The sequence below is a fragment of the Acidovorax facilis genome, assembly GCF_050626955.1.
In the GTDB taxonomy this organism is placed as follows: domain Bacteria; phylum Pseudomonadota; class Gammaproteobacteria; order Burkholderiales; family Burkholderiaceae_C; genus Acidovorax; species Acidovorax facilis.
In genome coordinates, this window is sequence record NZ_CP192460.1 from 5247754 (window position 1) to 5273518 (window position 25765).

The 25765-nt window shown below is 60.6% G+C and carries 27 protein-coding genes and 4 pseudogenes; 15 read left to right on the forward strand and 16 right to left on the reverse strand.

Annotation, left to right across the window (positions count from 1 at the left end; all coding sequences use genetic code 11):
- Positions 1-22: 22 nt before the first annotated feature.
- From tnpB to ACQ4MJ_RS24145, 4 genes are all read right to left on the reverse strand, one after another.
- Positions 23-376 carry an IS66 family insertion sequence element accessory protein TnpB gene (gene tnpB, locus ACQ4MJ_RS24130; protein ID WP_431150995.1) on the reverse strand — a complete coding sequence of 118 codons (354 nt, stop codon included), beginning with the start codon at positions 374-376 and terminating at the stop codon, positions 23-25.
- Positions 352-690 carry an IS66-like element accessory protein TnpA gene (gene tnpA, locus ACQ4MJ_RS24135; protein ID WP_056058970.1) on the reverse strand — a complete coding sequence of 113 codons (339 nt, stop codon included), beginning with the start codon at positions 688-690 and terminating at the stop codon, positions 352-354. Before tnpA ends, tnpB begins: the two co-directional genes overlap by 25 nt.
- A gap of 90 nt (positions 691-780) precedes the next feature.
- Positions 781-2079, reverse strand: coding sequence for a Y-family DNA polymerase (locus ACQ4MJ_RS24140; protein WP_431150994.1), 1299 nt, complete (start codon positions 2077-2079; stop codon positions 781-783).
- Between the two features lie 20 nt (positions 2080-2099).
- A complete protein-coding gene (locus ACQ4MJ_RS24145; RefSeq protein ID WP_060987624.1) occupies positions 2100-2546 on the reverse strand; it encodes a LexA family protein in 447 nt (148 codons plus the stop codon).
- Between the two features lie 36 nt (positions 2547-2582).
- On the opposite strand from ACQ4MJ_RS24145, the gene ACQ4MJ_RS24150 reads away from it, so the two are divergent.
- From ACQ4MJ_RS24150 to ACQ4MJ_RS24170, 5 genes and pseudogenes are all read left to right on the forward strand, one after another.
- Complete coding sequence (locus tag ACQ4MJ_RS24150) at positions 2583-3281, forward strand: SOS response-associated peptidase (RefSeq protein WP_431150993.1); 699 nt, start codon at positions 2583-2585, stop codon at positions 3279-3281.
- Positions 3282-3544: 263 nt separating this feature from the next.
- Positions 3545-4096, forward strand: a pseudogene (locus tag ACQ4MJ_RS24155) (IS3 family transposase); the annotation flags it as partial.
- Between the two features lie 36 nt (positions 4097-4132).
- Positions 4133-4294 (forward strand): annotated as a pseudogene (locus tag ACQ4MJ_RS24160) (DNA/RNA non-specific endonuclease); the annotation flags it as partial.
- Positions 4295-4364: 70 nt separating this feature from the next.
- Positions 4365-4676, forward strand: coding sequence for an HU family DNA-binding protein (locus ACQ4MJ_RS24165; protein ID WP_409830549.1), 312 nt, complete (start codon positions 4365-4367; stop codon positions 4674-4676).
- A gap of 149 nt (positions 4677-4825) precedes the next feature.
- Positions 4826-5278, forward strand: a complete 453-nt coding sequence (locus ACQ4MJ_RS24170; protein ID WP_409830547.1) for a helix-turn-helix domain-containing protein — start codon at positions 4826-4828, stop codon at positions 5276-5278.
- Between the two features lie 35 nt (positions 5279-5313).
- Here the strand turns inward: ACQ4MJ_RS24170 and ACQ4MJ_RS24175 are convergent, their stop codons facing one another.
- From ACQ4MJ_RS24175 to ACQ4MJ_RS24195, 5 genes and pseudogenes are all read right to left on the reverse strand, one after another.
- The gene (locus ACQ4MJ_RS24175; RefSeq protein WP_409830545.1) at positions 5314-6390 is read right to left on the reverse strand and encodes a hypothetical protein; all 1077 of its coding nucleotides are present in this window, start codon (positions 6388-6390) and stop codon (positions 5314-5316) included.
- A 484-nt stretch (positions 6391-6874) separates the two neighbouring features.
- Positions 6875-8301, reverse strand: a pseudogene (locus tag ACQ4MJ_RS24180) (serine hydrolase domain-containing protein).
- Between the two features lie 13 nt (positions 8302-8314).
- Positions 8315-9349 (reverse strand): helix-turn-helix domain-containing protein, encoded by a 1035-nt coding sequence (locus ACQ4MJ_RS24185; RefSeq protein WP_431150992.1) that lies wholly within the window; start codon positions 9347-9349, stop codon positions 8315-8317.
- A 7-nt stretch (positions 9350-9356) separates the two neighbouring features.
- Entirely contained in the window at positions 9357-10361 is a 1005-nt protein-coding gene (locus tag ACQ4MJ_RS24190) for an alpha/beta hydrolase (protein ID WP_431150991.1), read from the reverse strand.
- A gap of 473 nt (positions 10362-10834) precedes the next feature.
- The gene (locus ACQ4MJ_RS24195; RefSeq protein ID WP_431150990.1) at positions 10835-11770 is read right to left on the reverse strand and encodes an AraC family transcriptional regulator N-terminal domain-containing protein; all 936 of its coding nucleotides are present in this window, start codon (positions 11768-11770) and stop codon (positions 10835-10837) included.
- Positions 11771-11948: 178 nt separating this feature from the next.
- On the opposite strand from ACQ4MJ_RS24195, the gene ACQ4MJ_RS24200 reads away from it, so the two are divergent.
- The 5 genes from ACQ4MJ_RS24200 to ACQ4MJ_RS24220 all read left to right on the forward strand — a co-directional run bounded on the left by ACQ4MJ_RS24200 (position 11949) and on the right by ACQ4MJ_RS24220 (position 16681).
- A complete protein-coding gene (locus ACQ4MJ_RS24200) occupies positions 11949-12200 on the forward strand; it encodes a hypothetical protein (RefSeq protein ID WP_431150988.1) in 252 nt (83 codons plus the stop codon).
- 77 nt (positions 12201-12277) lie between these two features.
- Positions 12278-13804, forward strand: coding sequence for an IS21 family transposase (istA, locus tag ACQ4MJ_RS24205; RefSeq protein WP_056637686.1), 1527 nt, complete (start codon positions 12278-12280; stop codon positions 13802-13804).
- Complete coding sequence (gene istB, locus ACQ4MJ_RS24210; protein WP_024815605.1) at positions 13797-14582, forward strand: IS21-like element helper ATPase IstB; 786 nt, start codon at positions 13797-13799, stop codon at positions 14580-14582. Before istA ends, istB begins: the two co-directional genes overlap by 8 nt.
- Before the next feature lie 401 nt (positions 14583-14983).
- Positions 14984-15733 carry an SDR family oxidoreductase gene (locus tag ACQ4MJ_RS24215; RefSeq protein WP_409832778.1) on the forward strand — a complete coding sequence of 250 codons (750 nt, stop codon included), beginning with the start codon at positions 14984-14986 and terminating at the stop codon, positions 15731-15733.
- 168 nt (positions 15734-15901) lie between these two features.
- Positions 15902-16681 (forward strand): SDR family oxidoreductase, encoded by a 780-nt coding sequence (locus ACQ4MJ_RS24220; protein WP_409832991.1) that lies wholly within the window; start codon positions 15902-15904, stop codon positions 16679-16681.
- Between the two features lie 362 nt (positions 16682-17043).
- Here the strand turns inward: ACQ4MJ_RS24220 and ACQ4MJ_RS24225 are convergent, their stop codons facing one another.
- From ACQ4MJ_RS24225 to phnC, 7 genes are all read right to left on the reverse strand, one after another.
- Positions 17044-17331 (reverse strand): YciI family protein, encoded by a 288-nt coding sequence (locus ACQ4MJ_RS24225; protein WP_431150985.1) that lies wholly within the window; start codon positions 17329-17331, stop codon positions 17044-17046.
- Between the two features lie 46 nt (positions 17332-17377).
- Positions 17378-17974, reverse strand: a complete 597-nt coding sequence (locus ACQ4MJ_RS24230; protein WP_431150983.1) for a TetR/AcrR family transcriptional regulator — start codon at positions 17972-17974, stop codon at positions 17378-17380.
- Entirely contained in the window at positions 17971-19068 is a 1098-nt protein-coding gene (locus ACQ4MJ_RS24235) for an alkene reductase (protein WP_431150982.1), read from the reverse strand. Before ACQ4MJ_RS24235 ends, ACQ4MJ_RS24230 begins: the two co-directional genes overlap by 4 nt.
- 622 nt (positions 19069-19690) lie before the next feature.
- The gene (locus ACQ4MJ_RS24240) at positions 19691-20701 is read right to left on the reverse strand and encodes a phosphonate dehydrogenase (protein ID WP_237707184.1); all 1011 of its coding nucleotides are present in this window, start codon (positions 20699-20701) and stop codon (positions 19691-19693) included.
- 20 nt (positions 20702-20721) lie between these two features.
- Positions 20722-21522: a phosphonate ABC transporter, permease protein PhnE gene (phnE, locus tag ACQ4MJ_RS24245; protein ID WP_008903165.1), complete on the reverse strand. Its 801-nt coding sequence runs from the start codon at positions 21520-21522 to the stop codon at positions 20722-20724.
- Positions 21519-22394: a phosphate/phosphite/phosphonate ABC transporter substrate-binding protein gene (phnD, locus tag ACQ4MJ_RS24250; RefSeq protein ID WP_008903164.1), complete on the reverse strand. Its 876-nt coding sequence runs from the start codon at positions 22392-22394 to the stop codon at positions 21519-21521. Before phnD ends, phnE begins: the two co-directional genes overlap by 4 nt.
- Complete coding sequence (phnC, locus tag ACQ4MJ_RS24255; protein ID WP_008903163.1) at positions 22388-23236, reverse strand: phosphonate ABC transporter ATP-binding protein; 849 nt, start codon at positions 23234-23236, stop codon at positions 22388-22390. The genes phnD and phnC overlap by 7 nt, the downstream gene beginning before the upstream one ends.
- A gap of 189 nt (positions 23237-23425) precedes the next feature.
- Between phnC and ACQ4MJ_RS24260 the strand changes: the two genes are divergently transcribed.
- The 5 genes and pseudogenes from ACQ4MJ_RS24260 to ACQ4MJ_RS24280 all read left to right on the forward strand — a co-directional run bounded on the left by ACQ4MJ_RS24260 (position 23426) and on the right by ACQ4MJ_RS24280 (position 25609).
- Positions 23426-24313: a LysR substrate-binding domain-containing protein gene (locus tag ACQ4MJ_RS24260; RefSeq protein ID WP_008903162.1), complete on the forward strand. Its 888-nt coding sequence runs from the start codon at positions 23426-23428 to the stop codon at positions 24311-24313.
- Between the two features lie 193 nt (positions 24314-24506).
- Entirely contained in the window at positions 24507-24698 is a 192-nt protein-coding gene (locus ACQ4MJ_RS24265) for a hypothetical protein (RefSeq protein ID WP_431150979.1), read from the forward strand.
- A 31-nt stretch (positions 24699-24729) separates the two neighbouring features.
- Positions 24730-24984 (forward strand): hypothetical protein, encoded by a 255-nt coding sequence (locus tag ACQ4MJ_RS24270; protein WP_431150978.1) that lies wholly within the window; start codon positions 24730-24732, stop codon positions 24982-24984.
- A gap of 72 nt (positions 24985-25056) precedes the next feature.
- A pseudogene (locus ACQ4MJ_RS24275) lies at positions 25057-25356 on the forward strand (peptidase M41); the annotation flags it as partial.
- Positions 25352-25609, forward strand: a complete 258-nt coding sequence (locus tag ACQ4MJ_RS24280) for a hypothetical protein (RefSeq protein ID WP_431150976.1) — start codon at positions 25352-25354, stop codon at positions 25607-25609. The pseudogene ACQ4MJ_RS24275 and the gene ACQ4MJ_RS24280, both read left to right, overlap by 5 nt.
- Positions 25610-25765: the final 156 nt, after the last annotated feature.

Sequence of the window (25765 nt, forward strand, 5' to 3'; positions counted from 1 at the left end):
ATACGCAGTCTGCGCTCCAGAGTCAGACCACGGTGATTACACCACCGTCGCCAAGGCGCTGCCAGGGCAGGCCCAGCACCAGCGCATCGAACTGTGCGCGGGTGAGCGCGGCGGTGCTTGCCGCATCACGCGGCCAGACGAACTTGCCGCTGTTCAGGCGCCGCGCTGCCAGCCACACCCCGATGCCGTCGTGCACCAGCACTTTCATGCGGTTGGCTCTTCTGTTGGCGAACAGATAGGCGTGGTGCGGGCGTGCAGCGCCAAAGACCGACACCACACGGGCCAGCGCCGTCTGGGTGCCCGCTCGCATGTCCAGCGGCTCGGTGGCCAGCCACAGGGCATCCAACCGGATCACTTGAGCAGCTCTCGCATCCATACTGCGCACTGATCGGCCGCCGCCAGGGGCCAGGTCACTGACACGCTGGTGGCACCACGGCGCAACTCGATGCGGATGTCCGGTGCAGATGCACACGCCGCTGGTGGCAGCGGCACTGGAACAAATGCGGGAGCCTGCAGGGCAGGCAGCGCCCTACATCCCTCTCGACGCCACTTGTGCACGACATTGGCGTTGATGCCGTGGGACAAGGCAATGCTGGCCACCGATGCACCCGGCTCGTCGCACTGAATGAGGATCTGCTGCTTGAGCTCGGCGTCGTATCGCCGGCGGGTCTTCTTCTTGGCTTCATTCATGGTGTCCACCTAACTTGTTTGGTGGACACCATCGTTGCCGCTTAGACCGTTCCCTTCAAGGGTGGGATGACCGCACGCTTACCCTCACGCTTAGGCCCTTGCCACCGGAACATCCTCCCACCGTGTTGTGTACTGCGGCGTGCGCCTCTCCTGCTTCATCCCCCAGTCCTTGCCCCTGTTGGTGCCCCCTGTGGCACCTGAATGCACGGTGCCCTTGCCATAGCGCTGGTTGAGCGCATCCAGTGCCACCATCAGCTGGGTGCGGTCCCGGTGGTCTTCGTCCTCCAGATCCAGCTCGCCCTGCAGCACATTGCCCGGCACCAGGTCCAGCAGCATCACCCCGGCCTTGGCCATCTTGTACCCAGGCTCGTACATGCGGCGCATACCGGCTGCCGCCGCCCACACCAGCTTGCCGGTGTCGGCCGTAGGTCGACGCAGGGGTACCACCACTGACTTGTTGAAGCGCGGGCCGGGCCGGAACGGCGAGGTGTGGCAGAACACCAGCAGCTGGCTGGCCAAGCTGCCTTGCTTGCGCAGCTTCTCGGCCGCACGGCTGGCGAACTCGCTCACTGCCTCCAACAGCGGTGGCAGCTCGGTCACCGCCTGGCCGAATGACCGGGTGCAGGCAATCTCTCTCTTGGGCTCGGGCGCGTCATCGAGCTCGATGCACTGCATGCCCTGCAGCTCGCGCACCGTGCGCTCCAGCACCACGCTCCAGCGCCTGCGCACCATGGCCGGGTCCAGCCGGGCCAGGTCCAGGACTGTATGCACCCCACACTGATGCAGCTGCGCACCGATCTTGCGGCCCACGCCCCAGACTTCTTCCACCAGCGTGGCGGCTAGAACTTCGTCCAAGTCCTGAGCGGGAAGGACGGTCAGGTTGCACACCTGGGCCAACTCGGCCGGATAGCTTCCTGGTTTGCGCTCGGCCGTCTTGGCAATGTGGTTGGCCAGCTTCGCCAGCGTCTTGGTGTGACCGATGCCAATGCCGCAGGGGATGCCCACCCACTGGTGGATGCGGGCGCGGATGGCGTGGCTGCGTGTGATCAGGTCGCCCGGCATGCCCTGCAGGCCGACGAACGACTCATCGATGCTGTAGATCTCCTGAGAGGGTCCCAGGCCCGCCGCCAGGCTCATCATCCGGTTGCTCATGTCGCCGTACAGGGTGAAGTTGGCACTCAAGGCCACCAGCCCGTGGGTCTCTTCCATGTGCCGAATCTGGAACCACGGCGCCCCCATCTTGATGCCCAGGGCCTTGGCCTCATTGCTGCGGGCGATGGCGCAGCCGTCATTGTTGCTGAGCACCACCACCGGGCGGCCGTTCAGGCTGGGGCGGAACACCCGCTCGCAGCTCACGTAAAAATTGTTGCCATCCACCAGCGCATACATGCTGGCCTCCGTCCATCAGATCAGGTGAGAAACAGCTTCACGCACCCACTCACCACGCCCCACACCTCAATGGTCTGGCTGTCGCGAGGAATGATGTCGGGATAGGTTGGGTTGGCCGCACGCAGCTTGATGCGGCCAGCACGCTGGTGCAAAAACTTCACCGTGCATTCGCCGTCCACGATGGCCACGACGATGCTGTTGTGCTTGGGCTTGATCGCACGGTCCACGGCGATGATGCTGCCGTCCTCAATGCCCGCGTCGCGCATCGAGTCGCCTCGCACACGCCAGAAGTAGGTAGCCTGGGGGTGTTTCACCAGCAGCTTCATGATGTCCAGCTGCTCCACCGCAAAGTCATCGGCAGGCGATGGAAACCCCGCGCGCACGCTCACCCCGCACAAGGGCAAGGCCAGCGACTGCGCCGCCGTGTCGTACGGCACGGGTAGCGGGGAGTTCCAAAGACTGTACATATTTACAGTATAGCTCCCTGCTGCCAGAATGTTGCCATGTGTACCTACTACGAGGTCCCGGGCCGTGAGCAGCTGGTGCTGCACTTCGGTGACGTGCCCGAGGAGGAATGGCGCGACAAGATGAGCCCGCTGTACCGCGGGCCGTTCCTGCGCGCGAATGGTGAAGCGGGCCGCGAATTGGTGGTCGGGCAATGGGGCATGATTCCGCCGCACTCCAAGACACACATTCCCTCCGGCAAAGACGGCAAGCGCCTGAGCACCGTCAACGCCCGGCGCGAGGGCATGGCCAAGTCATGGACCTACGGCGGCCCGTGGCGCAAGGGGCAGCGCTGCATCATCCCGGCGCAGTTGTACGTCGAGCCCTACTGGGGCACCGGCAAACACATCCCCTGGCAGTTTGAGCGCGCGGATGGCGAGCCCTGGGGCTTGGTTGGCTTGTGGAGCGAATGGACCGACCCGGCCACGGGTGAGATGGTGCTCAGCTACACCATGATCACGCAGAACTGTGACGACGTGCCTGTTCTCAATCTGATGCACAGGCCTGACCCCAAGCGCGCGCCGGACATGCAGGACAAACGTACGGTGGTTCCGCTGGAAAAGGGGGACTGGGACACTTGGCTGCACGGCACCATCGAACGGGCAGAGTCGCTGATCAAGGTGCCACCGGTGGAGCTGTTTGTGCACCGGGCGAAGGACCCGGCGCAGCAGGTGGCGCTGCCTGTGGGGGCCGCATGAGGCATGCATGCAACAGTCGCTGCTTGTGCTGACTGAACTCGGCGGTGTAAATTATTTCCTGTCCGGGCTAACGCGAACCCGGCCGCGTCCAGGTTCCCTGACGCACAGCCGTGTGGTGCGATGCCCCGGCGCCCGACCTGTCCGGCTATCGGCAACGGGAGTAGCTTCAACACTACCCCTGGTGCCAGATGAACAAGATAGCCAAACTCCGTATCCAGTCCGCGCTCATCCAACAATGCCGTTGTTTCTACTGCGGTTTGGCAATGCCGGTGGCGCCCGACTTGGTACAGCGGCGCTTCAACCCCGAGGCGCCCAACCAGCTCTGGAGTGGCGACATCACCTACATCCAAACCGACGAGGGCTGGCTGTACCTGGCTGCGGTGATCGACCTGTTCAACCGCCAGGTGGTGGGTTGGAGCCTGCAGCCGCACATGCAGGCCGGCCTGGTCAAGGACGCGCTGGCCATGGCGTGGTGGCGCCGCAGGCCGCCTCCTGGGGTGATATTCCACAGCGACCGGGGCAGCCAGTATTACAGCCATGAGTTCCAGGATGCCTTGAAGGACTGGGGCATGCGTTCATCGATGAGCCGGAAAGGCAACTGCTGGGACAACGCACCGACCGAGAGCTTCTGGGGGCGGCTGAAAACAGCCAGCGTACATGGGTGCAAGTTTGCTACCCGTGAGCAGGCCAGGCAGGCGGTGATGGACTGGATGGCCTTCTACAATCACCGAAGGCTGCATTCGTCGCTGGGCTACCTCAGCCCGATGCAGTACGAGCAGCGCTGGTACGAGGCACAGCGTAAAAAGGCCGCGTGAACCGTGGGTTAAGAGCTACACGATACAGGGGCAAGGTCATATCTCTACAAGCTGGTCTATGACGCCACGACCCAACGGGCTTGGGCGCATTGGCAAGAGAACCGCGAGGGGGAGATGGTGGGGCGGCCGATCAGCTACCAGGAGTTGGTGAAACGCACGGGCGTGGAGTTTTTGCCAAGAAGTGCACTGCAGCATTGAGTGGTAGCAAGCGTGGTGTCAGCGGTGGCGTTATAAATCGGGCCTTTCCAACCTCTACTCGTGAGCATCCATGAACCGCGCAGAACTCGTTGAAATCCTGGCTTCCAAGAATGACCTGTCCAAGGCCGCAGCCAATGCGGTGCTGGAAACGCTGATCGACACCATCCAGACCGCCGTCAAGAAGGGCGATGCCGTGCAGCTGGTGGGTTTTGGGACCTTCAAGTCCGCCAAGCGTGCAGCACGCACAGGCAAGAACCCATCAACCGGTGAAGCACTGAAGATCCCTGCAAGCACGGTGCCGAAGTTTGTGGCGGGTGCGAAGTTCAAGGCGGTGGTGGATCCCAAGGCCGCGAAGCGCAAGGCGGACAAGGCTGGGAAGTAAGTACCGCTCGTTCGATCTCCGCCGAAACAAACCGCCATGGGCTCAGGCCTTTGGCGGTTTTGTTTTTGGGGGGACGAAGAAGGAGCTCGGCACCGGCTTTGCACCAGCCCCTAAGCGCGCGATAAGGCGTCAAAGTTACCATTGGACCTATGAATACGTTTTCCAATGCCTTTCGCGCTGAAGTTGTTCGCATGGCGCGCAAGGAGCTCAAACCTGAACTTCAGGGCATGCGCAAAGCGATTACCGGCCATCGCTCTGAGATCGCGGCACTGAAGCGTGAGGTCAAGGCGCTGACCTCCCAGCTCAAGGCCACTCAACGGCAGGTCAAAACAACAGATGCGCCCAAAGCCAAGGCCGTGGCAGAAGACGTCACTCCCAAGAAGTCAAAGCAGATCCCGTTCGATGCTCAGGTGTTGATCGAGAAACGCGCGGCGCTCGGCATCACGCAGAAGCAGATGGCCCAGTTGCTGGGTGCTTCTTCGATATCCGTCTACAAGTGGGAGACGGGCCATGTTCATCCCCGGGCCGCGCAGTTGGAGCGCATTGCTGAAGTGCTCAAACTGGGCAAGCGCAAGGCGCTGGCATTGCTCCATCCGCAGTGACGATGAATGGTGGGCCGGATTGCCCCACCATGGACTTAGCGGCGTCGGTACTGCTCTCCTGGTGACGAGTCATTGCGCTCGTCCGCCAGTTCGAACAGACACTGCATGTAGGGCTGGACTTCGCTCCATTGGGCGCGGACTTCATAGAAGCGCGATAGATTGCGCGAGGCCTCTACCGCATCTGGCCAACGGTCCGCAGCGCTTACGCGCGTCATAGCTTCTCGGCTGTCCTGTTCGTCATGCAGGCTTCCGTCTTGAGCGCCATAGGTGTGGAATTCCACGATCCGCCTGGGCTGCGTAAGGTCAGTGCCCTGACACATGCCACTTGGCTGTGAGTTCTCTCGCGAGGCATGGGCTCCGGCGAACGAGTCCTGGACCGTGTGGAGCACCGAGCCGAATGCCACGTGGTGCAAGTAAGGAAGCAGCTTGTCTTGCCGCCCGAGGATGTAGAGGTCCGAGACCCGCCACTGTGTGCATCCAAAGTGCTCTCTTAAGGTGGCGTTGTCGATGTCTCGAAGAAAGGTGTCGGGCTTGATTTCGCGCGATGACACCTTCCAGGCGAACTCCAGCCAGTCCAGCACTTTGGCGCGGGTTGCGCCGGGGTGTACTCCTTCTTCACTGGCCATGGCGTGCAGGAACTGCAAATCGCCGAAGTGCGAGCGGGTCATCACATTGCCGTGAAGACTACCCTTGGTCTTGCTGCACCCAACGATCGGCTGGGTCTGTGCCTTCTTCTCAGCATCCTTGAAGAGGCAGTACCAACAAAGCGGCTGCGTGGAGAACCGTATGGTCTGGGAAACGTTGCAGGACTTGCCCAGGTAGGTGCAGTTGCCCTCATCGGGTGAAAGCTTGAACGGGGGTAGATCGTTCCAACGCACACCGTAGATGACATATGGCGTGGCAAAGGGCAGATCCCGGGAGCTGCAGCTGACGTCTTGCGCAAGGGTCCCGGACTCTATCGGGCAGCCCATCCCAATCTGGGTGATCTCTTCATGGACGCGGCCTTTGATCAGAACGCCCAGTCTGCCAGCCACCGTCGCTAGAGAGTTTTCTGTTTCGTTGGTCAGTTTGGACTCAAAAGCTGAGCCCATGGGGGCGATCTGGAAAGCCATAGCGGTGTTGGAGAGTGTCAGAACACCTGTGGCGACCGCAACCAAACGTGCAATGGAGTGCACTAAAGACGAAGACCTGTGGTGATGAATTGCGATCTCTGGACATGCGGCGGACATAGGCCCCTCCTACGCCGAACTCTAGATGGAACCTAGCTCTAGGCAAACAAATATTGTGCAAATCGACGGTCGAGACCGCGAGGTACGGCCGAGAGGACCTGACTGCTGCAGGCTGGTTGCTGCCGTTCGCCGTTTGACAAGGGGCAGGCTTCTACCGACCCGAAGAAGACCCTCGCTGGGCGATGGATCCAACGCGCGGACAGCTTCCGATCAACTCGCGTGCAATCGACCCCGCCGGACGGACCGTTTGGACAAAAGCCGACGCTCACCCGCGCGCCGGATGTCAAACGACCCGGCTTCGGAGCCGATTAGTCAAAAGAACGCGATGATCACGGCCGCTGGCTCGAGCGGAGCGGCCTTTTGCATCTCATCGAGCGCGAGGCTTTGCGTGCTGATAGGTTGCACTTTCCATCGCGAGATAGCCTGCTACCGATGTTGGATCTACGAATGGGAAAATCTGGGTCGCCCAATACCCGCCGATGCCGTTCGCGCGATCGATCCAGTAGTACAGGTTGGCGAGGCCGGCCCATGCGAGCGCACCGGCCGGCCGACCCGTGGGTGCTTCTTCCTCGTTGATCATGAACGTGAGTGCCCACGTCTTGGGCATGCCGGGGAAGAACTCGGCGTCGTTGGACAGTCGTGGCCTCGACACGGGCAGGATGGACGCCGCCGTCTTGGTCGCATCGACGCCGGGCAGCATCTTCACCTGCATGCCCTTGGGCAAATGATTGCGAGATGCCATTTCGACGGTCTCCGGTCGAAGGATCTGCTCGCCGCCGTCGCTGCGTCCGTCGTTGAGCCACATGCGGATGAACTTCACATAGTCCGACGCGGTCCCGTAGAGGCCGTGCCCTCCCATGTGGACCTCCGGATCCTGCGGCAAGGTCACCCCGTTGAGCGGAACGAGCGAGCCATCGCGATCCTCGCGCGCGTGAATCGTTGCTTGCCGGGATTGCATGGAGGGGGTCATCGTGAAGGCGGTGTCGGCCATCCCGAGCGGAGCGAGAACTCTCGACTGCATGACCTCGCCGAGCCGCTTGCCCGTATTCCCTCCAGCACCATGCCGGCCCAATCGATGTTGCTCCCATATGACCACTGCTCGCCCGGATCAAACAGAAGTGGCGTCTTGATCGACTTCCACGACGCGTCGACCACCCAAGGCTGGCCCTGCTCGTTGGCGAGGCGGGTGTACGTCTCGTTGAAGAAGTCGTAGCTGAAGCCGGCTGTATGCGTGAGCAGGTGACGTGTCGTGATGTCGCGCTTCGGTGGGCGCAGCCTGGGTTGCCCGTCCTTGCCGAAGCCCTCGATGACCATGATGTCGGCAAGTTGGGGCGCGTAATCCTTCGCAGGCGCGTCGAGGTCGAGAAGCCCCTCTTCCACCAGTTGCAAGCAAGCCGTTCCTGCGATGGCCTTAGTGGTCGAAAAGATTGCGCACACGGTGTCGGGCTCGAACGGCTCGCCGGTCCCGGTGTTGCGGACACCGCGCGCGCCTTCGTAGATCGTACCGCGGCGGTCGGTCACCGCCGCCGATACCCCCGGCACGCGGGGTGTGCCTGTCGTCACGCCATCGAGTACGGCGTCGATTGCCTTCTTGAGTTCGGTCATTGTTTGTCTCCGTGTTGTTGAACCACAGCCGCAGGCCAAGTGCCGGAGCGCGGAACGTCGGCGTGGGGTCGAAACGATGACCTCGCCCAACGCGTCTCCGGCGGCGACCTGTGGCAACTGGAAGATAGCAACACACCGGGTGGCCAGTAACCGCCGACCGGCGCGCCTGGAGGGACCGAATTCCGCCATTTGGCGGTTGAGACTAGCGACTGGTGGGCGGTGGCAGGTCCAGTGCCGACGAATGCCGAACGCGCCAGGCGAGGAAGGCGAGGCCGATACGGGTTCGGCCGATGCCGTCGAGTGGGTCGAACGACAGCACGTCGCGAATGGTCTCCAGTCTCGCCTGCATCGTGCTGTGGTGGACACCGGCAATGCGAGATGCGTCACGGATAGACGCGGAGCGAAGCAGCGCATCCAGAGTTCGCACGGCCCACGGATGCTGCATGACGCCTTCGAGTTCCTCGACATCGAGCAACGGTCGATCGACCGAGCACTGGGCGAGCAAATCAATCAGACCGCCATAGTCGTCTGCGACGACGACTGGCACATCGGGCACAGCGCACAGGCGCAAGCTCACGAGTGCTGTCGCCAGCGATCGGTGGAGGTCGTCGATCCCCGCCGCCACCCCGATCCCGCAGGGGCTGGCGTCGATGTGTTTCACCTCGGCGCGCAGTACGCACACGTGCAGCGGACCGTAGCGGGTGTGAACTACGTCTTCCGGCAGGTCGCGGTGTTGCTTCCATGTCGCGAAGAGCGGCAAGGTGGCAACGCGGTACTTCAAGTGCGGCGCCAATCCGAGTTTGGCAGCCGTCGCGTGGCGATGCTCCACGTCAATGTTGGCGTCGAGCAGATCGCCGAGCCGACGCAATGGATCGTCCGCCTGGTGCCCGCTGCGGACGGCCAGCGCAAGTGCGAGGCGCTCGAGGATCATCGCATCGTTCACATGGGCTGGCCCCTGCCGCTCCAGCCACACGGTCATGCCGTTTGCTGCCAGGGAGCCTTCTTGCGGCGCTGAGGCGCTGCCCTTCAGGGTCTGCCCGTCCGGCGCGACGCGAAGCGTGCGCTCTGATTGATGCCCGGCGAACCCCGCTACACAGCCCGAGAGCGAGGCTGCTGCCCCGAGCAGCCCCTGGATGTTGACGCCACCTCGAACCAATTCGTCGAAGCACGCGATTACCCTCAACGCCAGGCTGGCGTTGGGGTCAAGGGCCTTCAGTCGAGCCAGCAGTTCCTGCATACAGTCCTCAATCGCCCAACACGCGCGACATCCATGCACTGCGCGTGGCGATCATTCCACGTGACAGTGCGGTATGCGGCGCGAAGATGTCGAACGCATGGAACCCACCCGGCCACACGTGAAGCTCGGCCTGCCCGCCGGCATTCCACAAGGCGTCCGCATAGGCCACGGTTTCGTCGCGAAATATCTCGGCGCTACCGACGTCGAGAAACGCGGGCGGCAGGTCGCAAAGCTCAGTTGCACGAGCTGGCGCGGCATACGGCGACACATCCGGACCACCGCGCGCTTCGCCAAGCAGCGCGCCCCAGCCGGTCTCGTTGCTCACGCGATCCCAGACGCCGATGCCATCGAACTGAAGCGTGGACTTCGTGATGCCGCGGTCGTCCAGCATGGGGTAGTCGAGCAGCTGCCCGCACAGGCGGGGACCGCCCCTATCGCGCGCCGCGAGGGCTGCACCGGCCGCCAAACCTCCCCCTGCGCTGGCGCCCGCAATCAGCAGGCGATCGAGGCGCACGCCGAGCGACTCCGCATGCAATGCCATCCATTCCAGCGCCGCGTACACATCTTCCCGCGGATAAGGGTCGCGATACTCTGGCGCGAGGCGGTATTCGATCGACACGAGCACGACGCCCAGCTGTTCGACGAAATCGATCATCCGGTCCAACCCACTGAACCGATCGCCGAACATCAGACCCCCGGAATGCACGAAAAGCACACCTGGGCGCTGCCCGGAGGCACGCTCGTGACGGAAGACGGACGCCTTGAGAGGGTGACCCTCGTAACCCTCGAAGACGCGTTCCTCGCAGCGGATGTTTCGCCCGCCGATCAGGGTTTCGAGAGGCGGCCCTGCGTAGGACACCCGCATGAAGTCGATCAGGTCGCTGGTCACTGTCGGCGGGAACATTCCGCCCACGATCGCCAAGCCTGCGCGCAGTTCAGGATCAAAGGTCGGTCGGTCGAGCCGCGCTTGTCGGCCCACCCCCTCGACCACCCTCAGGGTGAGCTCCTTCATCTCGGGTTCCTTCACGAACGTCTGCTTGTGCCTAAGTCACGCTGAAGATTGAGCGCGCCTCTTTGAGTGAAAGCCTAAATTACCTGTTTCGGAGAGCGGATTCTCCGGCACTTCCCGAAGCACCGGTTGTGGCCGATAGTACGCGTTCGACAGTCAACAGGCGGATGACTGCAACCGCTGCAAAGCTGCCGTCCGGTCCTTTTCTCCGTTTAAGGTGATTGCTGATAGCCATATCGGCCCTAGCCCATCGTACGGGCGATTAAACGGCGGCAGATGCCTTCGGATCACGAAGGTATGTTTTCATCACCCCCAGCATCTCGCGCCAACTCGAGGAGATGCCCGGGGCAGCCCAGACCACGAGTGCAAACATGCATCACTGAGCGACTAGCGTGCTTACGCCAGACCACCCCGAGTGCGCGTACGCCGTGGTCGATGCGATAGCACCCCTTAATGTCAGAGAGTGAGCAAGTAACCTAGGCTCGCTTGCGCTCGTTATCAATGCCATTGAGTCTGTTCTGAATCACCTGCATATGCGCGCTGCGCTTGTCGCGGCCCGGCGGTGCACCAAACATGCGTCCGTATTCCCGAGTGAATTGAGACACGCTTTCGTATCCGACCTTGAACGCTGCATCGCTTGCACTGCTACCTTCGTACAGCATCTGGCGACGAGCTTCAATAAGACGAAGCCGCTTCTGATACTGACCGGGGGATAGGCTGGTAAGTGTTTTGAAATGCCGGTGAAACGCTGTCAGACTCATCGCTGCTAGGGCAGCCAGTTCTTCAATCGATACGCGACTGGAGTAGTTTGTGCGGAGGAAGCCGACAGCGCGTCCCAGGCGCGCCGCATGCCCTTGTGGTGCCGCTAAGTCGCTAAGCCGGGCCCCATGGGGTCCTGCCAGCAGCCAGTAGTGAAGTTCGCGCCGCAGCCCCGGCAACAGTGCCTGCTGGGCTTGAGGCCGGTCAATCAACCTCATCAGCCGCAACCCGCAATCTGCCACGGACGCTTCGGTGGGCTGCACAAACAGCGTATCACCGGTGCTTGTGCGCCCACTTGCCGTTCCGGGCAAAGCGGCGCTTATTTCGGCAACCAGTCCCATATCGATTTCCATTGCCAGTGCCACATAGGGGTGAGTCATGCTGGCTCCAGTCACTTGGCCGATGACGGGCATATCTGCGGCCACGATGATCGATTCACCGGCGCTGCAAACAGCCTCATTTTTTCCCACTATCAACTGCTTGTTGCCCTGCAGAACAAGGCAAACAAGCGGCTTGTACGTTGAGTGAAGTCGGCCGCGTGGAGAATCCACGTACATCATGCGCAAACCAGGGATTGGCGGCGTCGCTAAGCCATCAGCGTTCGAATGCAGCCGCGCATATTGGGTGACGGCAGTGAGCAGTGGATCGGACATCGATGTGTAAATGAGCTTCCAGGAAGCTTAGGCAACTTGACAGAATTAGGCAAGTTTTTTGTCTTGGCATGCAACGCCGACAAACGGCTTCTACCTAGCATTGGATTCACGCGGACCGGTGGCAATAGCCGCTTTGGACCAAACCGCGAGGTCCCTCACCAACGCTAGGAGCATTCCCATGAAGCAGATCTCTTTCTCACTGTCCCTGTCTGGCCGCGCAATCGCAATCGCATCCATTCTGGGGGCCGCATCTCCCGTCTTCGCACAAAGTGCAGAGCACATCGCACTTGCCGAACCCACGTCACTGCCGTCCAACCTTCCCCGTTTGGATGTGCGAGCTGAAACAATCGTGGCGTTGCGCGCCGGACAGGTTTCCCGCGGCGAGGCCAGTGTTGACGCCGACCGAAAACTGAGCCACTTTTTGGTGTGATGCCGACCTAAAACTGAGCCAGGTGTTTTACCTACCCTGCTGTTTTGTGCAGCAAGGGAATGAAGAGGGTGATCACCATGGACATGATTGGCAAGATACGGCGGATGCACCGCCGGGACAAGAAGACGAAGCGGGAGATATCGAGGGCCACGGGCCTGTCGCGCAACACGGTGGCCAAGTGGCTGGACGAGGCGCAGCCGGTCGAGCCCAAGTACCGCCGGGAGGCGGCGAAGGCGACCAAGCTGTCGGCGCACGAGGCGGAGCTCAAGCAAGCCTTGAAGGCCGATGCCAAGCGGCCCAAGAAGGAGCGGCGCACGGCCAAGGCCTTGTTCACGCAGATCAAGGCAGCGGGCTACGAAGGTGGCTACACGCGGGTGACGGACTTCATCCGCAAGTGGCGCCAAGGTGAAGGCCAACAGGCGGCCTGCAAGGCCTTCGTGCCATTGACTTTCGAGCTTGGCGAGGCCTTCCAGTTCGACTGGAGCGAAGACGGCTTGCTGGTGGGCGGGGTGTACTACCGCATGCAGGTCTCGCACATGAAGCTGTGTGCCAGTGGGGCCTTCTGGCTGGTGGCCTACCCCAGCCAAGGCCACGAGATGCTGTTCGATGCGCACACCCGCAGCTTTGCAGCGCTGGGTGGCGTGGCACGCCGTGGCATCTACGACAACATGAAGACGGCGGTCGACAAAGTCAAGAAGGGCAAAGGCCGCGTGGTCAATGCGCGCTTTGCAGCCATGTGCGCGCACTATCTGTTCGACCCTGATTTTTGCAACCGTGCCAGCGGCTGGGAGAAGGGGCGCGTGGAGAAGGATGTGCAAGACAGCCGCCGTCGCATCTGGGTGGAGGCGGGGCAACGGCGCTTTGGCAGCTTTACCGAGCTCAATGCGTGGCTGGGCGAGCGCTGCCGGGCTCTGTGGCGAGAGCTGCGCCACCCGCAGCACAAAGCGTTCAGCATCGCCGAGATGCTGGAGCTGGAGCAAAGCCACCTGATGCCGATGCCGGTGGCCTTTGATGGCTATGTTGAGAACCCGGCCAAGGTGAGCAGCACCTGCCTGGTGACGGTGGCGCGCAACCGCTACTCGGTGCCCTGCGAATGGGCGGGGCAAATGGTCAGCACACACCTGTACCCGGCGCAGATCGTGGTGGTGGCCGGCGATGCTATGGTGGCCACGCACGAGCGCCTGAGCGATCGCAACCAGACCCGCTACGACTGGCAGCATTACGTGCCGCTGATCGAGCGCAAGCCGGGCGCGCTGCGCAACGGCGCGCCCTTTGCAGACCTGCCCGAGCCATTGCAGCGCATGCGCAAAGGCTTGCTGCACCAGGAGGGGGGCGACAGGGTGATGGCGCAGGTACTGGCCGAGGTGCCCAAGCAAGGGCTGGACGCCGTGCTGGTGGCGGTGGAGTTGGCCCTGGAGAGTGCGCCGCCATCGGGGCGGGTGAGCACCGAGCACGTCATCAACGTGCTCGGCCGCCTGCAAGCGCAGCCCCTGCCCGAGACGGTTGCGACCAACCTGCAAGTGAGCCAGACACCCCTGGCCGACACGGCGCGCTATGACAGCCTGCGCGCTGGCAGCGACATGCAGGAGGCCGATCATGCGTGAGCTGGACAAGGAGTTCAAAGAGCTGCGCCTGTACGGCATGGCCGGGGCCTGGGAGGACCTGGTCAAGCAAGGCGGCCACGCCACGCTGGAGAGCTCGCGCTGGCTGCTGGAGCACCTGCTGCAAGCGGAAGTCACGGACAGAGCCATGCGCTCAGTGAGCTACCAGATGCACACGGCGAAGTTCCCCGTGCACCGCGACCTGGCGGGCTTCGACTTCGAATGCTCGCCCGTGGACAAAAAGCTCATCGAGCAGTTGGCCAGCATGGCGTTCACCGAGCAGGCGCACAACGTGGTGCTGGTGGGTGGCCCCGGCACGGGCAAGACGCATCTGGCCACGGCCATCGGCGTGGCGGGCATCACGCGCCATGGCTCACGCGTGCGGTTTTACTCCACGGTGGACCTGGTCAACGCACTGGAGCAGGAGAAGGCCCAAGGCAAGGCAGGCCGCATCGCAGCGAGCTTGCAGCGCATGGACCTGGTCATCCTTGATGAGCTGGGCTACCTGCCCTTCAGCCAGGCAGGCGGCGCCTTGCTGTTCCACCTGCTGAGCAAGCTCTACGAGCAGACCAGCGTGATGATCACCACCAACCTGGACTTCAAGGAATGGTCCAGCGTGTTCGGCGATGCCAAGATGACCACGGCACTGCTGGATCGACTCACGCACCACTGCCACATCGTCGAGACGGGCAACGAGTCCCACAGGTTCATGCACAGCACAGCCGTGGCCAAGAAACGCATCAAGGCACGCGAACAGGCCAAGAAGGCTGAGCCGTTCTGAGCGGCTCAAGGGCAAGCCGCTACGGGCTTCGCCCTGCGCGGCTTACCCTCAACGGACGACCACCGAGCTCGATCACCAAGGAGACCAAAACCGACCCAAGGCACTACACTTATCCACAGCCGACCTTCACAGGTTGGCCATTAGCCCTGGCTCAAAATTCAATCGGCACGGTGGCTCAATTTTGAATCGGCGCCAACAAGGCCAGCTTTGTTTTGGAGACTGCTGCGCCTACCAGCCATCGGTTGCGTGAGGCTGTACGTGCCGAGGTACTGGAGGCCCGGCGCAAAGGTGAACTTGCTGCGCCTGGCGAACGCCACACGGAAGAATCACGGACCGCACGCGTTTCTGCGGACTCTCAGAGCAGCGACTCGGTTCGCACGAACGCCTGAGGTTGGTGTTCCATGACCGCAAAGCCACTTCCCGCAGTCAAAGCAGCCATCGTCACTGGGTCCTCACGCGGCATTGGTGCTGCCACAGCGCGCCGACTTGCTCGCGATGGATACGCAGTTGCCGTGAACTGCGTGGTGCGCACTGATTTGGCCGGTGCCGTAGTGAATGATATTGAGGCTGCCGGTGGCCGCGCCATCTGGGTGCAAGCTGACGTCAGCGACCCGAAAGCGGTCCGCAAGCTATTCGCGTCGTGCGCTGAAGCCTTTGGCGGCGTGGATGCCGTGGTAGCCAATGCCGGTATACAGCGCTTAGGCCGATTCACGGACATGAAGGACGATGATTTTGACCGTCTCATGGCTGTCAATGTCAAAGGCGGGTTCAACACGTTGCGTGAAGCTGCACGTCAGGTGCGGGACGAGGGGCGAATCGTCGCCCTCGCTTCGAGCGTGACCCAGATGGGACCTCCCGCCTACGGGCCATACGCCGCCAGTAAAGCGGCCCAAGGGATGTACATCAGTGCCCTCGCCAAAGAGCTGGAAGGGCGCGGCATAGCCGTCAATGCTGTAGCGCCTGGCACAACGGACACGCCGTTGTTCACAGCGGGCAAGACTTCAGAGTTGATCGCGCAGTGGGCAGCGCGCACTCCTCACAAGCGGCTGGGCACGCCAGACGACCTGGCCGATGTGATCTCACTGCTGTGCCAACCCAATGCAGCGTGGATCAACGGCCAGGTCATTTACGCCAATGGCGGATTGATATGAAGCCTCTTCCCAGACAACGAAATTCCTCCAAATTTACAAGGATCTCCCATGAGCCTCAATGAGCTACCTCCCCAGACCGCCGGAGCAAAGCGCGGTACAGAAGTTGATGGCCGTCGCAGCATGCTTGCGGCCCTTGCTGCCGTCCCAGTCGCGTTTGGCGCTGGCGTTATGGGGACGGCCAATGCCCAGAGTCAAGCCACGTCAGCACGCCTTCCTGCAACTGGGCGCGTCGCTATCGTGACGGGATCGTCGCGCGGCATTGGCGCTGCCACCGCATTGCGACTGGCACGTGACGGGCATGCGGTCGTTGTGAACTACGAAAAGAACAGAGACCTTGCCGCTGCAGTCGTACGGGACATCGAGTCAACTGGTGGACGCGCCATCGCGGTACAGGCTGATGTCAGCGACCCCCGGGCAGTAATACATCTCTTCGATGCAGCTGAAAGCAGCTTTGGCGGGGTAGATGTCGTCGTAGCCAATGCCGGAATCATGCGCTTGGCACCGATGAAGGACATGCGTGATGAGGATTTCGATCGCATGTTTGCGGTCAATGCCAAAGGTGGCTTCAACACGCTGCGCGAAGCCGCGCGCCGTGTCCGCGATGGAGGCCGCATTCTTGCGTTGTCCTCCAGCATCACGCAGTTGCGAACGGGTACCTACGGTCCTTACGCCGCAACAAAAATGGCCCAGGACATGTATGTCAGTTGCCTTGCCAAAGAACTGGAAGGGCGAAACATTGCGGTCAACGCGATAGCCCCGGGGGTGGTCAACACACCATTGTTCACCGATGGAAAGTCAACCCAGCTGATTGCAGGCTTTGCCCAACGCACGCCTTTCAAGCGTATTGGCGAGCCTGCTGATATCGCCGATGTCATCGCAGCGTTGTGCAGTCGGGACTGCGTCTGGGTACATGGCCAGACTATTTTTGCAAACGGGGGAATCGTCTGATTTTTTGAGAGGAGGGAGAGGAAGGCGCCTAACCATCGCCGGTCTTCTACTCTCCTTCCCGCCTCACACCTTTCAGTGGGTCGTGGAAAAACGTCCATAGGCATTGAGGAATCAGCCATTTTTTCTGAGCCTGGCGTGTTCCTGATCAGGCCGGACAACCCCGTCTACTTCCTTTCCGTCCAGTCGATGCCATTCGTACGCCCCCGCTTTGATCAAATGATCCAGTCGCTGGACTTCGTCATCAAGAACGACTATCCGGGGCGCGGTGAATACACCGGCGCAATCTGACCACGAGGCTAGCAATGCCTTGAAGTGCTCCAGCCGAGCCAGTTCTTGCTGTCCGGCGACGTCGTTGCCGCAACTCAGCCAATCAACGCAGCTAAATCCTCAGCAATGCGCGACGGCGCAATGCTGATGATCTCCGGCTCCACGACTTGATGCTTCACAAACGGGTCTTCTTCCACCAAGGCTGTCACCTCGATCTTGCTGAGCTTGACTGCCAGCAGCGCACCGCCTTGCGCATTCTCCAGAGACCCGGCAAGCAGGAACACTCCATCGCTGATTCCTTTCTCAATCCACTCCTTGTGTCCGGACATCCACTGCGCGGCTTGCGAACGATTGGGTCCGAATTTGAGCAAGACAATGTGCATAAGAACTCTCTCCTACTGGTACCGATTTCAAAGTTGGAATCTGAATCTACTTTCGCGGTGCGCCTAGACCTGCGGTATCCAGCACCCAGGCCTCGATCTGCTTGACCTCATGGCGAATGAAAGCCTCGTCATGGAAGGCATTTGCCAGTGAAGCAATGCCTTGGCTTCGCGCCAACAGGTGCATGGCCAATTCATCGGCATCCTTGACCCGGCCCAGCTCTACAAACTGCTGCTTCAGCCAGCGTCGGAACTGCCCAAAGATCATTCCCGCTTCGCCTTGTGCCGGGTGTTCGAGCTTTGCTAGTTCGGCGCACAGTGTTCCCACCGGACAGCCAAAACGCTGAATGTCCTTGCGGTTGTCGATCAGCATCTGCGCAAAGCACTTCAGCCTCTCGGCAGGCGTGCGACCCTTGAGCGCCCAGGTGTCCAACATCCCTTGCGTCTTTGTCGCTCTGTGAGCGATAACTTCGTTCAGGATGTCGTCCTTGGTTTTGAAGTGGTAGTAGAAGTTGCCGCGTGAGATACCCACTGCATCGGAAATGTCGGCAAACGAGGTGTTCTCAAAGCCGCGCTGGTAGAACAGGAGATCCGCTTTCTCGACGATCTCCTGCCGTGTGCTGGGTTTGGAGGCTTCGGATTTCATGCTGTCGCCATTGTTGAAAGCGATTGCTCAGTTGCCGATGGATAGTCTGTGTATCCACGCGCGTCTCCGCCATAGAAAGTCGTCGAATCGGAGGCTGCGAGAGGCAGATCATGACGAAGCCGCGTGACCAGGTCCGGGTTGGAAATGAACGGCTTGCCGAAGGCGATCAAATCGGCAGAGCCTTGCTCGATAGCTGCCATGGCTCGGGCTCTGTTGTATCCATTGTTGGCAATGTAGGTACCGCCAAAGCGGCGCCGCAACTCTTGATAGTCCACCGCAGGGACAGCGGCCGACATGTCGCCCTCAAGCAAGTGAAGGTATGCCAAGTGCAATTTGGAAAGCTCTTGGGCGTAGTACCCAAAATGCGCTGCCGCGTCGCTGTCGTGCATGTCGTTGAAACGGTTTTCTGGACTGAGACGCACACCGATACGCCCCTTCGGCCAGATCTCGCTGACGGCAGCCACGATCTCCAGCAGAAACGCCAACCGACGGGCGGGCGATCCTCCATACCGGTCGCTTCGGTGATTGCTCCCGTCTCGCAGAAACTGATCAATCAGGTATCCATTCGCTGCGTGGACCTCGACACCGTCGAAGCCGGCAGCTTTCGCCATTGCGGCGGCCTGCTTGAACTGGTCCACCACTTGAGGGACTTCCCCAGTAGTCAGCTCTCTTGGGGTCACGAACGGCTGCATCCCACCATAGGTGACTGCCAGGCCCTCGGGCTTGATCGCAGAAGGGGCGACGGGCAGTTCCTCGTTCACCTGAAGACTGGGGTGTGAGATACGACCGCAGTGCTGTAGCTGTGCAAAGATGTGCCCGCCTTTGGCATGGACCGCGTCGGTGACTGGGCGCCATCCTTGCGCCTGCTCGTCGGTGTAAATCCCGGGCGTTCCAGGATAGCCAACCCCTTGAGCCGACACAGGTGCAGATTCGGAGATCACAAGCCCAGCGTCACCGCGCTGTCCGTAGTGGATCGCCATGAGAGAGGAAGGGACGCCCTCAGGTTCTGCGCGGTTGCGCGTCATCGGCGCCATGACGATCCGGTTGCCGAGCAACATGTCGCTCAGCACGAAGGGGGCAAAAAGCTCATGCATGCAAGTCTCCATAGGTTTAGGTCATTTGTCCTAATATCGTAGGACGAATGACCTAATCATGTCAACACGCGTTTTGATGCTCGATCAGTTCAAGGCGATGGGCATCGGGTCAGCGGGGACTGCAGTCATTTATGGAACCTACCGTTGCGGGGCTTGAGTGCGTCACAGACCCGGAGTCAGACTAGCCGCTGCCAAGCCGACATTGGAGGCTCGAGGGCTGCTCTAGGCTGATCTCCGACACTCGAACCTAACGCCTGAAAGTTCGCGTGTTGCGCAACTGGTCATTGGCCGAGCAGGGTCTCAAGCGACCGCTTTGTTGCTCAGACCGGTCACTCTATTGATGCGAGCCGGGCAAGGTAGCAGGAGCAACTGATCACACCAAGGATGAATTGGTTCTCCCGACCCGCTGCGGTCGGTGTTGATGTAGGCAACGATCCCAGAAAACCGTCCGAGAAACCGGGGGAATCCCACCCCGGATACTTGGCGGCACGGCTTATCGGAACCATTGCGAAGAGCATCCGCAGTTGGCCCGCGGGTCCGAAACACGTAGCCAAGGTCTTCTCAAAGAATTAGATCGGCCAGAACCATAGAACGTCCAAAAGCATTCTCTGGTGTGGTGACCTCATGGCTGCACCGAGCAGTGCGAAGCTGCCACATGAGCCGCTCGGTGCGATGCCTCGTAGTGTGCAAGCGGCTCATTACCATTTAACGCAACGAGCAAATTTTCAGCAGCCTGCAACTCGATGGCTCGGCGAACCTTCTTCACCGCCGAACCAATGTGGGGTGTGAAAACCGTGGAGGGGTGTTGCAAGAGTTCCGGATGAATCTGGCGTGGACGGTCTGCCAGCAGCCAGTCTTCCATCTCGTACACATCGGCGGCGTAGGCACCCAGGCGCTCGTCCTTGAGCGCCCGTGCCACGGCAGCCTCGTCCACAACCGAGCCTCGCCCAATGTTGACCAGGATCTGCCCCCGCCGAACACCTTCAAGCATGGTGTCATTGACGAGGTGACGCGTTACGTCCAGCAGCGGAACGGCCAGAATGACATAGTCGGATTGCGACAGGGCCTCACCCAGGCTCACCATGGTCAGGCGTTCGTCATCACCATGCGGGTCCACGCCCAGCAGTTGAGCGCACCCAAATCCGCAGAGGCGGTCAACGATGGCCCGTCCCACGGCGCCCAGGCCAACGACCGACACGACCGAGCCGTGCAGACCTATTCCATACAGCTGAGGACGCCAGCCGGCGTAGCCCCTGCGAATACGGGTGTCACCAGCGAGCACGTGACGCGCAGCGGCAATGGCCAGACCGATGGCCAGCTCTGCCGTGGGCTCTGTCAGAAGGTCTGGCACAAAGCTCACGCTGACCCCCGCTTGTGCACAGGCCATCAGGTCAAAATTGTCATACCCTTTCAATGCGCAAGCGATGGTCTTGAGCCGTGGAGCGTTCAACAAAGTTCGCCTGTTTACCCGGTCAGGCATGAACGCCATCATGGCGTCGGCGTCCTTCAGGTGGAGGTAAAGCTCTTCCTCGCTCCAGGGCTCAGGCCCTTGATTCATCACTACATCACCGGCGGATCGAAGACGCGCCAGAACTGCTTCATGGATGGGCTGCGTCACCACAATTTTCGGCATCATTACCTTCCTCTCTCTTTCTATTTCAGATGTTTGCGAAGCGCCGACCCAATGCCGTCGACCACGAGCACGCATATGAGGATGGACAGCAAAATGGCGGAGACCTCGTCGTACTTGATCAGGCGCAGAGCTGCCATGAGTTCGAAGCCAATGCCGCCCGCACCCACGATGCCCATCACTGCCGATGCGCGAAAGTGATATTCCCATCGGTAGATGGTGATGTCCGCCAACTGGGGCAAAACCTGCGGTAACACAGCATGGGTGATGACCTGAAACCGGCTTGCGCCCGCGGCCTTAGCGGCCTCCAGAGGTTTCGGGTCCACGTGCTCTATGGCTTCGGCGTAGAACTTGGCCACCATGCCCGTGGAATGCAGGGCCAACGCCAGCACACCAGGCAATGCCCCAAAGCCCACGGCCGCGACGAACAGAATGCCCAGGATGATTTCAGGCACAGACCGAAATGCAGCCAAGATGGTTCTGACGATTCGCCCAACCACCGCATTCGGCGCGGTGTTGGGCGCCGCCACCAGGGCCAGCGGCAACGACGCCAGAACGGTCAGCGCCGTGCCTGCGATCGACATGGCTAAGGTGTCACGCAATGGAATGACCCAGTGCTCCCAGCGCTCGAAATTCGGCGGCACCATCTCTGAGGCCAACTGCTGAATCGCTGGGCCGCCTTCGATGAAACGCTGCGCGTCAAAGAAGCCGGTGACATACAAAGCCACCACACAGACGAACAGAACGACACAGGCGGCGCCCAGCCGTTTGAGTCGCTGCTGTCCGTCGATGGCAACTATGGATTCCAGAGCAACAGACGTCACTGCATGCGCCCCAGATCAAGCTTCAGAATTTGTGCGGTGTCACGCAGAACGTCGTAGGCCTTGTCATCGGTCGCGGCAAAGGCCTGCACACGGAATGACTTGAGAATCTCGGCGTCCTTCATCTCAAGAAAGGCTGCACGGATGGCTGCTTTCAACTCGGGCGTGAGGTTGCCCTGCATCGCGATGGGGTAGTTTGGAATGGGAGCTGACAGTTCGAGTTGCACGATCTTGTTGGCATCCACCGTGCCCTTGGCGATGAGGTTGTCCAGAATGGGTTTTGACAACGCGCCAGCCGGAATTTGCCCTGCCTGAACGGCTCGGGCCACGGCGTCATGCGTGCCCAGGTAAACGGGGCGGTAGTCGGTCTCACCGTCAAGCTTGTAGTTCTTGAGCAGGTGCGCGCGCGGTGCGAGGTGGCTGGACGTTGAAGCCTGGTCGCCAAAGCCAAACGGCTTTCCTCGAACGTCAGCCAGCGTCTTCACCGGGCCGCCCGCCGTGGCAATGAGAACCGACTGGTAGGTCGGAGAGCCGCGCTCCACGCCAACGGCAAAAGGCTCAATGTTGGGCGCCTTGGACTTGGCCAGTACGTAAGAGAACGGTCCAAAGTAGGCCACCTCGATGCGGCCAAAGCGCATGGCTTCAATCATCGACGAGTAGTCCGTAGTCACCGTAATCTCTATTTCCTTCTTCAGGGTCTGTTCCAGGTACCGCTTCAGAGGCTGTGCGTTCTGAATGATGGTGGCGGCGTTTTCGTCCGGCAACAGTGCAACGCGAAGCTTGGAAGGATTTTTGCCCTCGGCATGGGCGCCAAGTGGCAACAGGGCGGCCAAAGTGACGGCAGCGATAAATTGGAAACGGCGACGATTCAGCACGGTAAAAACTCCTTGGATTGAGAGGGGGAATCAAATTGACTGCCCATGTTGGCAGGTGAGGAAGAACGGGACGGTTCGACAGGTGACGACTTCGCGTACAGGGCAGACTGGGCTTCTTCCGTCAACTGCGCTGCTGTCCCGTCGAACACCACCTGGCCCTGGCGAAGGCCCACAATGCGGTCGGCGAACATGCGCGCGAGGTTGACTTGATGCAGACTCACGATGGCCGTGAGTCGGTCTTTCTTGCAGATGTCGTGAAGCAGGGTCAACACACTCTGCGCGGTCGCCGGGTCGAGGCTGGCCACCGGCTCATCGGCCAGCAGCAGGCGGGGCTTTTGCACCAAGGCACGCGCAATGCCAATGCGTTGTTGTTGCCCACCAGACAAGGTGTCTGCCCGTGCTAGGGCTTTCTCAAGCAGGCCTACGCGGTCAATGGCCGCCAGCGCCTCCAGCTTGTCAGCCTTGCTCCAAGGCCACAACGACGCCAGAGATCCGCGGGTGGCGAGCTTGCCCATCAACACATTGGCCAGCACGCTTTGCCGCCCGATCAGGTGGTGCTGCTGGAACACCATGCCGCAGTGGCGCCGATGCTCAAGAAGGTTGCGTTTTGAGACGGTGCCGCCCGGCAGATCGGCCACCGACACCTCTCCGTCTGTGGGGCTAACCAAGCCATTGATGCTGCGCAGCAGCGTTGACTTTCCCGCGCCCGACGCGCCCAGCAGCACAAGGAACCCGCCATGCTGTACCTCTAGCGAGGTGGGCGCAAGCGCTGTGTGACCATCGGCATAGGTCACCGTGATACCCCGCAAGCTCAGATGGCTCTCGCGAATTGCAGTTTTCATAGCTCGGTTTCATTTGTTGTGGTGCGCTAGACGCACACCAGGACTCAAGTGGTCAGAGGTATCTCTCGGGAAAGAGGAGGTTCTGGAAGAAACAGCTTCAGTGGAAGCACAGCTCAAGTCTGGGTGACCAAGGTGTCATGAATATGAAACTTTCATCCCTAAAAATGAGGGCACCCATAGATCACATCAATGTCTGGACTCAGCCTCCTCGCAGCCTTGAAGGCCTTTGACGCAACGGCCCGAGCCGGCAGCATGACCGCTGCCGCGAGAGTGCTCGCTATTCAACAACCGACTGTTTCTTCACACATACAGCGCCTGGAGGTCGACTTCGGCGTGGAGCTTTTTCATCGGCGCGGGCGGCGGCTTGAACTCACGTCCTTTGGACGCACTCTGTTGAACTACACCCGGCGTACCTTCAGTGGCGAGGAAGATGCGCACGCACTGCTCGCTGCTGCGAAAAATCAATACGTAGGGCGACTGGTCATCCATGCCATCGGGCCGCACAACGTGCTGCCCGCGTTGAAGCTGTTCATGAAACAGTTCCCCCAGGTCAACGTGGCTGTTGGCGTAGGCGACTCGCGAACCATCACCGAAAAGATTCTTGACTACCAGGGAGACGTGGGCATGGTGCTCAATCACGTCGCTCACCCAGATCTATTTGGCGCGGCTTACCGTACCCAGCGATTGGTGATATTCGGCAACACCCAACACTCACTCGCGCAACGGGCCACTCTCAAACTGCGTGATCTGCAGGGTCAGAGGTTCGTCATCCGAGAGGAAGGATCGACGACCAGACGCGTGTTTGAACAAGAACTAAAGGAGCGAGGCGTCGAGGTGCAGGTGGCTCTGGAGATGGGCAGCCGCGAGTCCGTTCGAGAGGCGGTGGCGGAGGGGCTGGGCCTAGGCGTCGTGGCGGAAACAGCCTACAGGCCAGATCCTCGCCTTGTTAAGTTAACTATTTCAGACACCAGCATGGCGACACAGGTGCACTTCATCTGTAGAAAGGAGCGGCATCAAGCTCCTCTGATCTCGACCTTCCTGGGTTTGGCGCATAGCGTAAGTCAGAAAATTGCCTAGGTATGGAACTTGGATTCCATGCAGCCGTGGGGCATGGGACCGAGGGGCAACTGTTCGCCTGTAGGCCGACTTAAGTTAAGGGTTGTAGGACGCCCGTAATCGCGCGGCGATCCCATCTTGACTGCGGGGCGCGGTCGTGTACCTCTGCTTGCGCGAACTCATGTTTGGACGTCACTACGTATCGACGCCTGACATGTACCAGCGGATCAGCCATGTCAGAGCAGATGTGCTGAGCAAGCCCCTGCAGGCACTGTGTGAAGCCGACCCCCAGGTCGGACGTTATCTCGCCTGGATCTTGGGGTTTGGTTCCTACAAGGGGCTGGATGTCCGGCGGGCGGTCGATATGCAGCGGGCGGTGTATCGCGAGACGCTATGGATGAACTGACTCACTGGCATGGCCACGAAAGGAGTCAACGATGCACTGGATCATTCACCTGACGCTCCTGGCGTTGAGCGCCATCAACGCGTATCTCATCTTCCGCAGGGATTGGGATCCCATGGGAGCCTGGCTCTTTGTAGCGGGTGCTGCGGTGGCGCTACTCCTCACGTTACTCCTGCGTCTGCTCTTGAAGGTCAGGCCCGAGGAGCGCATCGCGCTCCTGCACGAAGTGGCCAAGACGGCTAAAGCCGATCTGGTCGCCTTCCTGAAACTGCTTCGCTTCTGGCGTTGATAGCGATCTCCATTCCATGGCGGTCGCGCGAGATGTGACCGGTGCAGAACCCAAACAGAAATTTCTATCACCATGAACACAACGAACATTCAATTGCGCGCGCACATCAGCGAACGCAGCGCTCAGCTACGACACATCGCCGCAGAACTCAAGACCGAACTCTTTGGGATTGATGACATCATCGATCGCGTGATCGACACAATACGTGCGTGGTACGTCCTGCCCGACATCATCAACCGGCCGGTCATCGTGAACCTGTGGGGGCTCACCGGCACGGGCAAGACCCAGCTCATTCGCAGCCTGTCCAAAAAACTCGGGTTCTATGACCGCCTGATCGAGGTTCAGATGGACGGCTATCAACACGGATGTGGCCGGTACCAATTCAGAAATTGAAGCAGGTCTGCAGACCCAGTACGAACGTGCGCAGACCCTGCTCGCTGAAAACCGGGCTATCTATCTTCGGATGGTCAACGAGCTCATCAACGAAGGTCAACTGGCGCCGCAGAAGATCCGGGAGTGGTTGGGACTGTCGCAGCCGGAGGTGCCCAAGGATGCGTTGGAGCCATTTGATGCAAAGTTGAGAGAGTTCGAACGACGCCATTCCCAACGGCTCACGAGTGTCTAGGGAATCCGGGGCGATTCATCCAATTTGAAGCACTGCGCCCTCAAGACAGTTGACCGAGCGCAGGGACCTGTATCCATCTGTGATCGTGACGGTAAGATGGGACGAGTGATTTCTATGCGTCCAACCCGCTCTTTTGAGCCGGGTTGTGCGGCCAAA